This is a genomic window from Ruegeria sp. BG6 (assembly GCF_056538465.1).
In genome coordinates, this window is sequence record NZ_JBQFTB010000004.1 from 72216 (window position 1) to 87214 (window position 14999).

The 14999-nt window shown below is 62.1% G+C and carries 17 protein-coding genes; 5 read left to right on the forward strand and 12 right to left on the reverse strand.

Features of this window, described 5'->3' with window-relative positions; translation table 11 throughout:
• Positions 1-137 precede the first annotated feature (137 nt).
• Both greA and ACR0JW_RS09495 read left to right on the forward strand, forming a co-directional pair.
• Entirely contained in the window at positions 138-608 is a 471-nt protein-coding gene (gene greA, locus ACR0JW_RS09490) for a transcription elongation factor GreA (RefSeq protein ID WP_170679652.1), read from the forward strand.
• 14 nt (positions 609-622) lie between these two features.
• A complete protein-coding gene (locus tag ACR0JW_RS09495) occupies positions 623-1612 on the forward strand; it encodes a hypothetical protein (protein WP_170679650.1) in 990 nt (329 codons plus the stop codon).
• Between the two features lie 9 nt (positions 1613-1621).
• Here ACR0JW_RS09495 and ACR0JW_RS09500 read toward each other — a convergent pair whose 3' ends face one another.
• From ACR0JW_RS09500 to ACR0JW_RS09515, 4 genes are read right to left on the reverse strand one after another with little or no spacing between them, the layout of a single operon-like run.
• Entirely contained in the window at positions 1622-3691 is a 2070-nt protein-coding gene (locus ACR0JW_RS09500) for a molybdenum cofactor synthesis domain-containing protein (protein ID WP_480713843.1), read from the reverse strand.
• Positions 3688-4179 carry a molybdopterin-guanine dinucleotide biosynthesis protein B gene (gene mobB / locus ACR0JW_RS09505; protein ID WP_170679648.1) on the reverse strand — a complete coding sequence of 164 codons (492 nt, stop codon included), beginning with the start codon at positions 4177-4179 and terminating at the stop codon, positions 3688-3690. The genes ACR0JW_RS09500 and mobB overlap by 4 nt, the downstream gene beginning before the upstream one ends.
• Positions 4176-4820: a molybdenum cofactor guanylyltransferase MobA gene (mobA, locus tag ACR0JW_RS09510; RefSeq protein WP_480713844.1), complete on the reverse strand. Its 645-nt coding sequence runs from the start codon at positions 4818-4820 to the stop codon at positions 4176-4178. The genes mobB and mobA overlap by 4 nt, the downstream gene beginning before the upstream one ends.
• Entirely contained in the window at positions 4817-5755 is a 939-nt protein-coding gene (locus ACR0JW_RS09515; RefSeq protein ID WP_480713845.1) for a formate dehydrogenase accessory sulfurtransferase FdhD, read from the reverse strand. Before ACR0JW_RS09515 ends, mobA begins: the two co-directional genes overlap by 4 nt.
• Between ACR0JW_RS09515 and ACR0JW_RS09520 the strand changes: the two genes are divergently transcribed.
• A complete protein-coding gene (locus ACR0JW_RS09520) occupies positions 5754-6476 on the forward strand; it encodes an AzlC family ABC transporter permease (RefSeq protein ID WP_170679644.1) in 723 nt (240 codons plus the stop codon). The two genes, ACR0JW_RS09515 and ACR0JW_RS09520, sit on opposite strands and share 2 nt — an antisense overlap.
• Positions 6473-6805, forward strand: a complete 333-nt coding sequence (locus ACR0JW_RS09525; protein ID WP_170679642.1) for an AzlD domain-containing protein — start codon at positions 6473-6475, stop codon at positions 6803-6805. The genes ACR0JW_RS09520 and ACR0JW_RS09525 overlap by 4 nt, the downstream gene beginning before the upstream one ends.
• Here ACR0JW_RS09525 and ACR0JW_RS09530 read toward each other — a convergent pair.
• The 7 genes from ACR0JW_RS09530 to ACR0JW_RS09560 form a co-directional block, all read right to left on the reverse strand.
• Entirely contained in the window at positions 6794-7426 is a 633-nt protein-coding gene (locus ACR0JW_RS09530) for a hypothetical protein (protein WP_170679639.1), read from the reverse strand. The two genes, ACR0JW_RS09525 and ACR0JW_RS09530, sit on opposite strands and share 12 nt — an antisense overlap.
• Positions 7427-7443: 17 nt before the next feature.
• Positions 7444-7578: an aa3-type cytochrome c oxidase subunit IV gene (locus ACR0JW_RS09535; protein ID WP_170614361.1), complete on the reverse strand. Its 135-nt coding sequence runs from the start codon at positions 7576-7578 to the stop codon at positions 7444-7446.
• Between the two features lie 67 nt (positions 7579-7645).
• Positions 7646-8206: a hypothetical protein gene (locus ACR0JW_RS09540; RefSeq protein ID WP_170679637.1), complete on the reverse strand. Its 561-nt coding sequence runs from the start codon at positions 8204-8206 to the stop codon at positions 7646-7648.
• A complete protein-coding gene (locus ACR0JW_RS09545) occupies positions 8193-10031 on the reverse strand; it encodes a glycerophosphodiester phosphodiesterase (RefSeq protein ID WP_170679634.1) in 1839 nt (612 codons plus the stop codon). Before ACR0JW_RS09545 ends, ACR0JW_RS09540 begins: the two co-directional genes overlap by 14 nt.
• A gap of 64 nt (positions 10032-10095) precedes the next feature.
• Positions 10096-10548 carry a DUF6173 family protein gene (locus ACR0JW_RS09550; RefSeq protein WP_170679632.1) on the reverse strand — a complete coding sequence of 151 codons (453 nt, stop codon included), beginning with the start codon at positions 10546-10548 and terminating at the stop codon, positions 10096-10098.
• Between the two features lie 3 nt (positions 10549-10551).
• Positions 10552-11601, reverse strand: a complete 1050-nt coding sequence (locus ACR0JW_RS09555; RefSeq protein ID WP_170679630.1) for an MBL fold metallo-hydrolase — start codon at positions 11599-11601, stop codon at positions 10552-10554.
• A complete protein-coding gene (locus ACR0JW_RS09560; protein WP_170679628.1) occupies positions 11598-13301 on the reverse strand; it encodes an acyl-CoA dehydrogenase family protein in 1704 nt (567 codons plus the stop codon). Before ACR0JW_RS09560 ends, ACR0JW_RS09555 begins: the two co-directional genes overlap by 4 nt.
• Before the next feature lie 137 nt (positions 13302-13438).
• On the opposite strand from ACR0JW_RS09560, the gene ACR0JW_RS09565 reads away from it, so the two are divergent.
• Positions 13439-14389 carry an L-threonylcarbamoyladenylate synthase gene (locus tag ACR0JW_RS09565; protein ID WP_170679626.1) on the forward strand — a complete coding sequence of 317 codons (951 nt, stop codon included), beginning with the start codon at positions 13439-13441 and terminating at the stop codon, positions 14387-14389.
• Here ACR0JW_RS09565 and ACR0JW_RS09570 read toward each other — a convergent pair whose 3' ends face one another.
• Positions 14390-14944: a YqgE/AlgH family protein gene (locus ACR0JW_RS09570; RefSeq protein ID WP_170679624.1), complete on the reverse strand. Its 555-nt coding sequence runs from the start codon at positions 14942-14944 to the stop codon at positions 14390-14392.
• Positions 14945-14999 lie beyond the last annotated feature (55 nt).

Here is a 14999-nt window from a genome sequence, read left to right on the forward strand (position 1 = left end):
GTTCGCGAATAAAGCACCGGAACCGCTGAGCCCCCTTGCATTTCACGCTGCATTTGGGTCAGGTATCTGACGACCCATCATTCGCCCCGACGCTTTGAGCGGCGGGGCGACTCAATTTATGCGTGGACGAAGACAAAATGGAAAAAATTCCCATGACGCCCGCGGGCAATGCCGCGCTTGAGGCGGAATTGAAGAACCTGAAGTCCGTCGAACGCCCGGCGATCATCGAGGCCATCGCAACGGCGCGGGAACTGGGCGACCTGAAGGAAAACGCCGAGTATCATTCGGCCCGTGAAAAACAGGGTTTTATCGAAGGGCGCATAAAAGAGCTGGAAGGCATCCTGTCGCTGGCTGACATAATTGATCCGGCCAAACTGTCGGGCGCGATCAAGTTCGGCGCCAAGGTCAAGCTGGTCGATGAAGACACCGACGAAGAAAAGACCTGGAAAATCGTGGGTGAGTACGAGGCCAATATCGAAAAAGGCCTGCTGAACATCAAATCCCCCCTTGCCCGCGCCCTGATCGGCAAGGAAGAGGGGGACAGTGTCGAAGTCCGCACCCCCGGCGGTGTGCGGTCTTATGAAATTCTGAGTATCGAGTACGCCTGATCGGAGCGTTGATCATGTCGGGGTCCAGTCCTGACCGCGAAACCAAGCAACCGACATCTCTGGGCATCTATGATCGCCCCGGAGCGCCGTCAGTGAGCGGCATCGAGATCGCGGCTGTTGTTCTCAGCCTGATCTGGCTGGTTGTTTCGGTGGTTTTTCTGGTGCTGCCCGGCCGGGTCGAAACCAGCAGTTTCATCGTCACGCTGCTTGCAGTGTTCATGCCCGTGGCCATGATCTGGGTGGCGGCCATGGCCATGCGCGCCAGCCGCGTCATGCGCGAGGAAAGTGCCCGACTGCAGACAGCAATCGACGCGATCCGAAACGCCTATGTCACGCAGCAGCAGCGCGCCGCCAGTACGTATGAGCCCGCCGTCAGCAAGAAGCTGGATGAAATCGCGCAGACGGCGAAGAAGACGGAAAGCGCATTGGCTACGTTTTCTTCCAAGCGCCGCGAACCTGTGCGAAGGGCCGCACCATCACCGGGGGACCAAACCTCGCTTGCGCTGGGCACGCCAGCGGAAGACATCGCGCGCCCTCTGCCGACCGGTATCTTTATCCGTGCCCTGAACTTTCCCGAAACACAGGACGATGCCGAAGGGTTCGACGCCCTGAGGCTGGCGCTGAAGGACAGAAAGACCGCACAACTGGTGCAGGCCTCGCAGGATGTACTGACCCTTCTCAGCCAGGAGGGGATCTATATGGACGATCTGCGTCCCGACATGGCCCGACCTGAAATCTGGCGCCAGTTCGCGCAGGGCGCACGCGGCCGTGCAGTGGCCGCTCTGGGCGGCATTCGGGACCGATCCTCGCTGGCCTTGACGGCGGCGCGAATGAAGCAGGACCCGATTTTCCGCGACGCCGCGCACCATTTTCTGCGCCGGTTCGACAACTTGATCGTGGAATTCGAGCCCATCGCCAGCGATGCTGAACTGACCGCGCTGGGTGAAACCCGAACCGCCCGCGCTTTCATGCTGCTGGGACGGGTTGCGGGTACCTTCGACTGACAGGCACCGCTACAGCCCGAAACTGCCATAGGGAATGAACCGGACGGGGTCGCCGGGCCGGATATGGCGCGCGCCGTCTTCGATCTCGACCAGTCCCTCGGCCCAGCTGAGGCCGCTGATCCGGCCCGAACCTTCTGACGCGAATACTTCGGCACGACCGTCCCGGACCCGAGCACGCAGATATTCGCGGCGACCAGGTTTCTTGCGTTTTTCAAAGCTGGCGGGCAGGTCAAACGCTTGCGGTTCCTGCCAGCCTTCACCGGCCATCAGCCCCAGGGCGGGGCGCGCAAAGATCAGCGTGCAGACCAGTGCCGCCACCGGATTGCCCGGCAAGCCGAAGACCGGAGTGCCCTTCCACATCCCCAGCGCCAGCGGACGGCCCGGTTTCAGCGCAATGCGCCATTCATGCATCGCCCCGGCCTGCCGCAGCAGAGCGGAGACATGATCTTCGTCGCCCGCGGATGCGCCACCACTGGTCAGAATCACGTCGGCCCGCTCGGACGCCTCGTCCAGTCGCGTCGCCAGCGCGTCACGATCATCGGCCACACGGCCCAGATCGACCGCAGAGAATCCCATCCGGGCTGCCAGAGACAGTAACATCGGGCGGTTGGCATCGAATATCTGCCCGGGACCGGTGGGCTCTCCGGCTTCGACCAGTTCGTCACCGGTGGACAGAACCGCCACGCGCAGGGTCTTGCGCACCGGAACCTCGGCAATTCCCACTGCCGACAGCAGCGCCAGATCGGGCGGTGTCAGGCGGCGGCCTGCGGCCAAAGCCAGATCTCCGGCGGCCACATCCTCGCCTGCCTTTCGGGTATTCGCGCCCTTTTTTAGAGGGCCGTGAAAGGCAATGTGGCCGTCCTGAACGGTCACATCCTCTTCTAGGATCACGGTATCCACACCCGCGGGCAGAGCCGCCCCGGTCAGAACCCGCAGGGCCTGAGCGGGTGGAACGGTGCCTTCAAACGGTATGCCCGCCGCCGCGCGCCCTTGGATCAGGGGCAGAACCTGTGCGCCTTCTGCAAAAGGCCCTGCAAACCCATAGCCATCTACCGCCGTATTGGGTTGCGGCGGATTGGAGCGTTTCGCGATCTGATCCGCCGCCAGAATACGACCTGTCGCCTGACCCAGTAGCACGGTCTCAGCCCCCTTCACTACCGAAAGCCGGTCCTGCAGCAAGGCCAGTGCCTCATCCACCGGGGTCCAGTCCACGCCTGCGGGCAGGGCAAAGCAGTCGTTTTGCAATGACGGTGGTGTGATATTCGGTTTGTCCTGTGGCACGCCCAAAATCCATCCTTCTTCGGCGGCGCTGACGGTCAGCTGCCGGGTCAGTTCCGCCTCTGGCATCTGCGCCAGAGACTTCGCGACCTGTTCGACCTGCCAGGCATCCCTGATCCGGTCATCGGGTTCCGCCCCCAGTGTCAGTGAGGGCCAGATTTCGACAAAGGCGACCGGTTTGTCCAGCACTTCGAACGGCCAGACGGCCACCTGCCCTGCAAATCGCCGGCGCAGGCGGGACAGAACCGGCAGCCCGGTCATCACCTGCCCGCCAACCGCGCCGGATCCGCCCATCTGCCAGCAGGTGAAGCTGCCCTTGGCCAGAATTTCCACCTGTCGACGATCCGGGAAAGGATTGTGGTAGTCCGTTTTGGTCTTTGGCAGGCCCGGGATTTCGCGGGCCAGACCGTTGAACCAGAATGGCCCCTTGCCGCCGAAATCCCGATTGATCCGACCGGCAAGGTCGAAACGGTTATTGGCCTTTGGCGCGTCTTCGATCCGGTGCTCGAACCAGTCCCACAAGACCAGCGGATCGTCCGAGCCGGTCAGCGCGCGGGCAAACCCCCGGGGATAGCCAAACGGGAAGTCGAACCCCAGACACAGACGACGGCCTGCGCTCAGTTCCGTTTCGATCAGCCCTGTCAGCCAGTCTTCCGCTACTTGCCGGTTGCGCAGGTATTCCGCTTCGCCAGGGGCTCCATCGCGTACCACGCACCCCCAGATCGCATCCTTGCGGGGCGTTGGCCCGGTGTCATTTCCACCAGACCAATCGACCATCGCATAGGTGTCGAATGCGGTCACAAACCAACCTCTTGCAGGATGAACGCAGCAATGCGCGCAGTGTCGTTCAGGTCAAAGACCGGGCGATCCAGATCCAGTGGCGTATCGCTGGCCACCGCCCGGATCGTTTCATCTTTTGTGGCGATCAGCGGATTGCCGGGTTCGGCCCGAAATGCCTCGACCTTGGGGTGGCCTTCACGTTTGTATCCTTCGATCAGGACCAGATCGACCGGTGATAGCAGGGCCAGCAGCGAGTCCAGAGACGGCTCGGGCGCGCCGCGCAGTTCCTGCATCAGGGCGACACGCTGCCCGGACGCTAGCAGAACCTCGGAGGCGCCGGCACCACGGTGACGGTGGCTGTCGGTGCCCGGCTGATCGACGTCAAAGGCATGATGCGCGTGTTTGACGGTTGAAACCGTGAACCCCCGTCCGGTGATCTCGGCCACCAGTCGCTCCATCAACCCGGTCTTGCCCGCGTTTTTCCAGCCGGTGACGCCGTAGACCCTCATGCCTGCTCCAGCAAGGTCTGCGCCCTTTCGAGGTCTTCGGGCGTGTTCACGTTGAAGAACGGATCGAAAGGGTCTGCCGGAAACAGGGCCTCGCGCCCGTCATGTTTATCGGTCCACAAGACGACCTTGCGCAGCCCGTCTTGCAACGCGGCCCGCAGATCGTCGCGCAATGCGACTGGCCACAACCCGAATGTCGGGTGCCGGTTGACCCGCTTTCCACCGCCGGATTTCAGAGCTTCGTCACCCGTGCGCGGGGTCGTCGCCAGTACAAGCGGATGCGCCTGTCCTTCAGCCGCCTGCGTCAGCCGCGCCACCAGATCGCGGGGAAAGAACGGCGTGTCGGCAGCGGCGGTGACGATGCTATTGGCGCCCTGCTCCGCGGCCCAGTCGAGACCGGCCAGAACACCGGCCAACGGACCGGCAAAACCTTCGATTGTGTCCGGTAGCACAGGCAGGTTAACGGCACTGAACCGGGCCGGATCGCCGTTGGCGTTCAGCGCCAGACCGTCTACCTGCGGCGCCAGCCTGTCAATTACCCGGGTCAGCAGGCTTTGCCCGCCCAGTTGCAGCAAGCCCTTGTCGCCTCCGCCCATCCGGGTGGCCAGACCGCCTGCGAGGATCACGCCCTTTGGTTTGGTCATCCTGCGCTTTTCCTGCGATGTTTTTTGTCCTCAACCGCCACGGACGAGGGGTCGATATCCCGAACAAGACGATCCTCGCCGGACAGGCATACGAACCGCTGGCCGCGCATCCGACCGATCAGGGTCAACCCGACTTCACGTGCAATTTCAACGCCCCATGCCGTGAATCCCGATCGCGAAGCCAGAACCGGAATGCCCATCATCGCGGTCTTGATCACCATCTCGGACGTCAGGCGGCCCGTGGTGTAGAGGATCTTGTCACCAGCCTCTTCCCTGGTCGAAAGCATCCAGCCAGCAATCTTGTCGACGGCGTTGTGGCGACCCACATCTTCCATATAGACCAGCGGGCGGTTTTCCCGGCACAGGACGGTGCCGTGAATCGCCCCGGCCTGAAGATACAGCGACGGTGTACGGTTGATCCGGGCCGCAAGTTCATAAAGCCATGAGGTGCGGACAGAAACCTGCGGCAGGCGGACATCCTCAAGCCCGTCCATCATGTCGCCAAAGACGGTACCGACCGCGCAACCGCTGGTGCGGGTCTTTTTCTTCAGCTTGTCCTCGTACGAGGTCTGGCGCGCTGTGCGAACAACCACGGTTTCCAGATCGTCGTCATAATCGACGCCGGTGATCTCATCATCCGCCAGCAGCATCCCCTGATTGCGCAGAAAACCCAGCGCCAGAAATTCGGGGTAGTCGCCGATGGTCATCGCCGTCACGATCTCCTGCGCATTGAGGAAAATCGTCAGCGGGCGCTCCTCAACCACCGAGATCTGGCTGACCTCGCCGTTCTGGTCCACGCCTTCCACCGCGCGGGTCAGGCGGGCCGCGCCGGGATCAGGCGCGATGATGTAGTCCGACAGGTCCGTGTGCGTGGCCAATTGCAACCCTTTCCCAAGACCGCTAGTTGTGCTGGCGACACCATAGGATCTAGCCATGGCAGACACCACATCCAAGTCTTACTTCTGGAAGGGTTTTCGGGACGGCACGCCGTTTATCTTCGTGGCGATCCCCTTTGGCACGCTGTTTGGGGTTTTCGCGACCGAGGCCGGGCTGGATATCGTTCAAACCATCGCGTTTTCCGCAACGGTGTTTGCAGGTGCCGCGCAGTTCACCGCCCTGCAACTGTTGCAGGACAACACGCCTACGGCGATTGTTTTGATCTCGGCGCTTGCGGTGAACCTGCGGGTGGCGATGTATTCCGCCTCGCTGACACCTTATCTTGGGGCCGCCCCGTTGTGGCAAAGGGCCATTGCGGCTTACCTGACGGTCGATCAATCCTATGCCTGCGGGATCGTCCAGTTTGAAAAAGAGCCGAAGATGACCGTGTCACAAAGGATGGCCTATTTCTTTGGCTCGGTCACACCGATCACCCCGCTTTGGATATTCGCCACCTATATCGGGGCGGTGCTGGGCGCGCAAATCCCGGAAAGCTGGGCGCTGGATTTCGCCCTGCCGATCACGTTTCTGGCCATGATCGGACCAATGATGCGGACGCTGGCGCATGTGATTGCGGCGCTGGTGGCGATCATTGTCGCCCTGCTGGCCGTATCGGTGCCATTCAATCTGGGCCTGCTGATCGCTGGCGCGGCGGGCATGATGGCGGGCGCGCAGGCCGAACTGATGCTGGAACGCAGGCTGGAGCGGAAAGAGACATGACCCAGATTGACCCGGCAACCATGTGGATCATCATCGTCGGGCTGGCCGTCGGCAGCTTTGCCCTGCGTTTTACCTTTATCGGCCTCGTCGGAGACCGCCCCATGCCGCCTTGGCTGCTGCGTCATCTGCGGTACACGGCGGTAGCGATCATTCCGGCGCTGATCGCACCACTTGTCGTCTGGCCCGCCGCAACCGAAGGTCAGCCGGACCTGCCCCGCATGGCTGCCGCCGTGGTGGCGCTGTCGGTCGGTTTGGTCACCAAGAACGTTCTGGCGGCAATCTTTTCGGGCGCCGCCACGCTGTACGGGTTGCTCTACCTACTGGGTTGAGGTCGCGTCCAGTTGATTGAGGCGCGCGTTATTCGCAGCCAGTCCCTTTTGCAGGTCCGCGTCGTCGTATTCACGGTATTCTTCTGTCACCACGCCCGGAATCTGAGCGAACTGTTCCGACAGTTTGACCGGGTAAAATGTGACGTCGATCTGTTCGAACCCCGGCACTTGCCTCAGGATACTGGCCGTCGAATGGGCGCAATACGCGCTGGCCACCGGGCCGGACTGCTTGGCCAGTTGATAGGCGATCTCGGCCTGTTGCGGCGTGACCTCGATGGTCTGGATGCGCGCAAAATGCGTCTCGCGCGCGTGCGAACTGCGATAGGCACGTTCGACCGCGGGCGTAATGCCGTAAAGGACATCATCCTTGTTCGGAACCACATCCGCACGGAACGATCCCGCAGGGTCAAAGATCACCCGCTCTCTGGCGCTGATCATCAGCGACGTATGCGCGCCCGATCCGGTCCGGGTGTTGATCATCGTGTAAAGCGTCAGCGTCGACGGGCCGGGGTCACGGTAGGACCGTGCAGCGACCTCGGCCAGATCTGCCTGCGGACGATTCGATCCGGTGCAGCCAGCCACGGTCACTGCCAGCAGGCAGGCAACAATTATTCTGAGCACGGTTCGCCCCGTTCAGATCAAGACGCGAAAACCGCCAGGAACAATCCCAGGAAAGCAATGGCCACGCAGCACCAGACTGTGGCTTTGACGAACCCTTCGAAGGTTTTGGTTTGAACTGTGATGTCCATCTCGCCGTGCTTGTGTTCGGCCATGTCGGAAGACTCCTGAATTCGCGTGTTTGGGCTTTGGATAAAGGAAAACGAAAGCGCTGTCACCACGTCATTCGCGCGCAGGTGACTGTGACCCGAATACCGAACAGCCCGGGAAACCAAAGCCCCATCGCCATGGCAGGCCGGAACAGGGGCCGCCACCAAATCGCACCGCCATATACATGGCATCCGCGGTGACCGAATGGGCGGTTCGGACCTGTTCGGGTGTCACCCCGTAGCGATCCGCGTATTCTTCGGCATGCGCATCGCCGTGTTGTTCGACACAGGCGTGCAGTGCATCGTCCGCTGACAGGCGGGCGTCATAGCTGTCTTCGGCCCGCGTTGCGCCGCCGGCGTTGTGATAGGCGCGGTCATGGGTAACGCAGCAATATTCCCACGGAGGGTCGTTTTCATAGCGTGCGGCGAAGCTTGGGATCATGTCAGCCACCAATCGCCAGCTGGCCGACAGCCCGCCCGAGCAGCCATCGGTTTCAAATGGCGTCACTTCGGCCCCGGCCGATTGTGTCATCAGGGCCTGATGGCCGGGCATCTCGATGCCGCGCATAAGATCCTGTGCGGCGGTGGATGTGCCAAGGGCGATCAGGATAAGCGCCGGTTTAAGGGCTCGCATCGCGCATCGCCTCTGTGTCCACCGTCATCCCGAACTCTGTGGCCAACCACAGCAGCAAACGTTCCGCCGGACCCATCTCGGCTCGGACGCGCAGAACCTCGCGTGCCATGGCAGGCCGGTCGGTGATCAGACCATCGACGCCCATCGACGCCAAAGCAGACATCTGCAACGGATCGTTCACCGTCCACACATACAAATCCTTGCCGGCAGCATGGACAGACCGGATAAGCCCGGGTGTCGCCATCGCTGCGTTCACCGCCAGAAAATCGCCATCCAACCCCGACAGATTGCCAACTGCGGTCGCGGCCAGAACACCGGCGCGCCAGTCCGGGCGCAGGGCCTTCATCTTCTGCACCGCCGGGTATTTCAGGGACATTGTGGCGATATCGTCCTGCATCCCCATTTCTTCGACAATTGTGGCAACCCGGTTTTCCAGATCGACGTTATGGCCGTAATATTTCAGTTCGATGATCACCTTCGACCGGCCTTTTGCGGCTTCCAGCACCTCACGCAGAGTCGGCGTGCGTTCCGAGGCGTATTCGGGTCCGAACCAACTGCCGATATCGATGTCCGCGACGTCGTCCATTGTGGCATCCCAGACCTTGAGGTTGACGCCCGCCAGTTTCATGAAGTCGCTGTCATGGGCGACGATGACCTCACCATCCGCCGTTTCCTGCACATCGATCTCAACCCAGTCCGCGCCATCCTCGATGGCCTTCAGAACGGCCGCCATGGTGTTTTCGGGCCGCAATGCCGCGGCCCCGCGGTGGCCGATGACATCCGCGTGGTCGGGGGCCTGCACCTGTTCAAGCAGCCGCTGCCCGAACCAGCCACCGGCCAGCATTGCAAGGACGGCAGCCCCCAGAACACCAAATAGCGGCAACCTCAAGTTGCCCGGTTCGGGGTGGGGGATGTCTGACGTTTTCGCCTCGAAAAACCCGTCCAGCAGCACCGCCAAAGCGCCCAGCGCGACGCCCGCCAGAACAAGACCGGCCAGCGACCAGAGCGCGGCAATCACCAGCGTGTAGGTCAGTGCCAGTTGCAGACGACCACCTGGTTGCAGGGGCACGAGATCGAACAGAAACCCGGCCACAGCCGCAATTCCGGCTGCGATCGCAATGCGAATACCCAGCCACTGCGCCAATTCGATCTTGAGGCGTCCGCGTTTGCCCTCCATCCGCCCGGTGCTGGCCTCAAACGCGTCTGCGGGATTGCAGCTTTCAAACAGAACCAGATGCAGCGACAGGGCCCAGGCCGACAGCCTGCGGATCAAAACCCAGGCCAATGCCAGAACGATTAACCCGATCAGCAAAACCGCCACCCAGAACGAGGGTGGCTGGAAGGTCAGGTAATAGTTGATGTCGTATTCCGTCAGTGTCCACCACGCGACAACGGCGGCAATGGCTGCAAAGGGCAGAACCAGCAGCAACACGCGCAGGACAAACCGGACTGCAAAGCTGAACAAAGCGGGCAGTCGGGACAGGATCAGCCGGATGGCGGAACTGCCGGCGCGCCAGGGATCGGCCTCGCCCATGCGCAGAGAACCCGCCATGACGGAGAAGACAAACACTTCGGCCAGCAGAAACAGGCTGAGCGCAAGGATCGCCGCGATAAAGCCCACCGGGGACAGGATGAACCCGGCAATGGCCTGATCGGTCAGGGCGCTTTGATTGGACAGCGACACCGCCAGTTGCACGGCTATCGCCACGCCCGGCGCAATCAGCGCCACCAGCAAAAGTCGCACCGCAACATAGATCGGTACGAACACCCGACGGCGCGCCCAAGCCCCCCGCCAGGCCTCTGTAACGGTTGAGAAATGTGTCACGCGGCGCTCTCCTGAATGATACGCTCATTCAAGGCTGCGATTGCGTGAATTGCAAGCGGGACTGTCAGCTTTCTTCCAGATCCGCAGCCAGCCGAAAACCGATGCGGTTGGCAGGCTTGTCCTCGACCGATTTGGGCAGCGCGCGCAGCATCACGTTCAACTGGCTGACATGCTGTACCAGTTGGGTGCGCGCACCGGTGGCGTCCGAGCCGAAAAAGGTGATCACGTCAGGGTCGAAATAACCCATCCCCTCGATCCGCATCACCCCGGCATCACCGCCGGTGAAGCCCATCGCGACCTCCTGATCGCCGTCCAGCGTCTTTTCAAAATTCTGGATATACAGGATCAGGCGTTCATAGGCCCACTGGGCCGGGCTTTTGGTTTCGACCGGCTTTTTCAGGGGGCCGGGAAGATCCTTGTTGCCCGATTGCGCACTGGAGTTGGCGTGGACCTCGTAACAGCGTGGCAATGCGGCGGATTCTGCGGCCTCGGCCGAGGTTTCGATCTGATCCTGCATGGCTTACCCTTTGCGCTGAAACTCCCACGCCCCGTCCGCGCGGCGCGACCGGGTTACAGCATCAATGTGGTAGAGATGGTTCAGATGTGCAACCGCCTCGACCAGCGCGAGACCGTATTCACCTTCGCCAATCGGACGCTTGAACAGGGGGGCAAAGCACTCGGCGGCAGATTTGGGCCGGTCCAGATGATCCAGCAGCCGCCGGAGCGCGCCGTGATGATTGTCGACCAGTTGCCGCATGCGAACCGGCAATCCGGTGAAGGGCAGCTTGTGCCCGGCCAGCACCAGATGATCGGGACGCGCCAGCGCCGACAGCCGCTCGCAGGCTTCCAGCCACTCGGCCACCGGATCCGCCATGGGTTCGGTGACATAGACACCCAGATTGGGGCTGATCGAGCTGATGATCTGATCGCCGGACAGGACAAGATTGTCATCGCGGCTCCAGAACGTGGCGTGTTCGGGCGCGTGGCCATTGCCCATGTGAACGTCCCAGTCACGCCCGCCCATGCGGATCACGTCGCCCTGTTTGATGCGGGTATAGCCCAACGGCATCGGATAGACGGTGTCGGCAAAGTTGAAGGGCCGGTCCGACATGCGCTTTGCCAGAATTTCATGCGCCATGCCCGCGCTGCGGTAGTAGTCCAGCGTTTCCTGCGGCCAGGTTTCCTGCAGGTCCAGCGTCAGCATCCGCGAAAACAGCCATGCGGTGCGGCTGGCCACCAGTTCAGCGCCGTGTTCGGTCTGGAACCACCCTGCATTGCCAACATGGTCGGGGTGATGATGCGTAACGACAACACGGGTCACCGGCTTGCCCGCCAGTGGCCCGTCCATCAGCGTTTGCCAGATGCCACGCGACTTTCTGGACGAAATACCGGTGTCGATCACCGTCCAGCCGTCGCCATCATCCAGCGCATAGACATTGACATGATCCAGCGCCATGGGCAGCGGCAGGCGCAGCCAAAGGACGCCTTCGGCAATCTCGATCGCCTCACCGGGGGCCGGAGGGTCCGGCCAGGGGTAGTGTGTCGTCAATCGTTGCTCACCATCCTTCATGCCAGCAGCTCGTCCACGTTGAGCGCGAAGATATCGTCCGCCCCGTTTTGCGCCTGTGCCAGCAGGCCCGCATATTCGGGCAACAAAGCGTTGATGTAGAACCGCGCCAGCTTGAACCGCGGCCCATCGGGTTCCGCCAGAGCTGCCGCCAGATGGTAATGCGCGCCCAGAACCCGCGCAAAGGCTTGCAGATATGGGACGGCCCCGGCAAAGCGGTTGTTCATTTCCGACTGGGAAACCAGCCATTCGGTGGCCTCACGCAGGCTTTCGGTGGCTTCCCAGACCGGGCCGGCCAGTTCCGGCATGGTGGCCCGCGCCTGTTCTGCGTGATCTTCGATTTCATCCAGCAGCCGTGCCGCAGCCTCACCGCCGTCCATCATTTTGCGGGCGACCAGATCCATCGCCTGAATGCCATTGGTGCCTTCGTAAATCGCGGTCACGCGAACGTCGCGGTAATACTGGGCCGCTCCGGTTTCCTCGATAAAGCCCATGCCGCCGTGAACCTGCACGCCGGTTTCAGCGACACGCATGCCGGTCTGCGTGCCAAAAGCCTTGCCAATCGGCGTGAACAGAGCCGCGCGGGCCGACCAGTCCGCATCGCCGGTCGCGTTGGCCATGTCGATGGCCACTGCATTGGCCAGCAGGATGGCCCGTGCCGCGAACACATCCGCGCGCATTTCCATCAGCATGCGGCGCACATCGGCATGGTCGATGATCGTACCCGAGGGCGTTTTGCCCTGCTTGCGCTCAAGCGCGTAGGCCAGCGCATGCTGATAGGCGCCTTCCGCAACGCCGACGCCCTGCCCGCCAACACCCAGACGGGCATTGTTCATCATCGTAAACATCGCGGCCATGCCGCCATGTTCCTCGCCAACCAGCCAGCCCCTGGCCCCGTCATATTGCATGACGCAGGTCGGTGAGCCGTGCAGGCCCATCTTGTGCTCAAGCGACACAACCTTCAGATCGTTCGCCACGCCCGGATTGCCGTTCTCATCCGGGATGAACTTGGGCACCAGAAACAAGGAAATTCCCTTGGTCCCGGGAACGCCGTCCGGCAGGCGCGCCAGCACCAGGTGGCAGACGTTGTCCGCGAAATCGTTGTCGCCCCACGAGATGAAGATCTTCTGACCCGTCACCGCGTAGGTGCCATCCCCGTTCGGTTCCGCCTTTGAGGCCAGGGCACCCACGTCCGACCCGGCCTGCGCCTCGGTCAGGTTCATCGTGCCGGACCATTCGCCCGACATCAGTTTGGGCAGGTAAAGCTCTTTCAGCTCGGCACTGGCGTGATGCTCCAGCGCCTCGATCTGGCCCTGGCTCATCAGCGGGGCCAGTTGCAGCGAAAGGCAGGCCGCGCTCATCATCTCGTTCACGGCGCTGGTCAAGGTCATCGGCAGGCCCATGCCGCCATATTCAGGATCGCCGCTTATCCCGATCCAGCCCCCTTCGGATATCGCCTTCCAGCCATCGGCATACCCCGGGGAAGAGCGCAGAACCCCGTTTTCCAGTCGCGCCGGTTCCAGATCACCGGGGCGTTGCAGCGGGGCCATCACCTCTTCGCACATCCTGCCTGCTTCGGTCAGAATGGCGCTGACCACGTCCGTGCTGGCCTCTGAAAACATCTCGGTGGCTGCGATCTGGTCGAAGCCGATCACGTTGCGGAACAGGAATTCATAATCTGGGACTGGGGCGCGATACGTCATGGCTTCCCTCGGGGCTGTCAGTTCGGTTTGCGCAGGCGGGCTTGGAATCATCCGCGCACGGCACTATGCATCTGGGCTCGAAGGCATTACCTACTCTTCCCCATGTTACAAGCAATCAAAACGCGGCGTCACCAGTCATGATCCCCCACGGCACACTCGACCTGAGCTCAGATCCGGCCGGCATCTCACGCGCTGCGGACCTGCTGCGGCAGGGTCTTCTGGTCGCGTTTGCGACCGAGACGGTCTATGGCCTGGGCGGTGATGCCCGTAATGGCGAAGCGGTCGCCGGGATTTATGAAGCAAAGGGGCGGCCCAGCTTCAATCCGCTGATCGCACATGTCGCATCCGTTCAGGCGGCGCAGCGGTTCGTCCGCTGGTCCGATCAGGCCGAGCAACTGGCCGCCGCGTTCTGGCCCGGGCCTTTGACGCTGGTCCTGCCGCTGCGCGACGGGCATGGCATTTCATCGCTGGTCACAGCCGGGCTGGACACGCTGGCCGTGCGGGTGCCTGCGCATCCCAGCGCGCGGGCATTGCTGGCCGAATTCGATGGTCCGGTGGCCGCACCATCCGCCAACCCGTCAGGTCAGATCAGCCCGACCACCGCCGAGCATGTGCGCGCCGGTCTGGGTGGGCGTATCGCAGCCATTCTGGATGACGGCCCCTGCGGTGTCGGGCTGGAATCGACCATCGTCGGCCTGGCCGGAGAACCGGCGCTGCTGCGTCCGGGCGGCGTGGCGCTGGAACAGATCGAGGAAGTTCTGAACACGCGACTGCATCATCACCAGCCCGGGGACCTGCTGACAGCGCCGGGACAACTACAGTCTCATTATGCGCCGGACGCGCCGGTTCGGCTGAATGCGCTGTCCCGACAGGGCGATGAAGTCCTGCTGGGTTTTGGGCCGGTCGACTGCGATTTGAACTTGTCGGCTGATGGTGTTCTGACCGAAGCCGCGGCCAACCTGTTTTCTGCCCTTCATGCACTGAACACAACAGGTCGCCCGATTGCGGTCTCCCCGATCCCCGACCATGGCCTGGGGGCGGCAATCAACGACCGGCTGCGCCGCGCGGCGGCCCCCCGCGACAGCTGATCAGGCGCGTCCTGCGCTGGCCGACAAGGTCAGGGGGTCAACGCCCAGGGTTGCCAGCGCGGCCTCCCACTTTTCGTCATCAGCGACATCGAACACCAGCTTCGAGGTTGCATCGGTCGTCAGCCAGCCATTCATGGCAATCTCGTCCTCAAGCTGGCCCGGGCCCCATCCGGAGTATCCCAGCGTCAGCATCGAGTTCAAAGGCCCCCGCCCCGAAGCCAGATCTTCCAGCACGTCCAGCGTGGCCGTCATGCTGAAATCGGTCGAAATCTGCATCGAGTGGAGGTTGGCTTCGTAATCAGCGCTGTGCAGGACGAAGCCGCGCGACATCTCGACCGGACCGCCGAAATGGACCAGACGTTCACCTATGACGGGAATGTTGCAGGCAATATTGAGCTGCCCCAGCAATGTCTTGATGCGCAGGTCCGACGGTTTGTTGACAATCAGCCCCATGGCGCCGTCTTCACCATGGCTGCAGATATAGACAACCGAGTGGTCAAAGCGCGGATCGCCCATTCCCGGCATCGCAATCAACAGTTTTCCGGTAAGATCCATAAGCCGCCGTTTCTGACTGAGTCCTGTCTCAACAATGAACCCGTGGGACCACAAT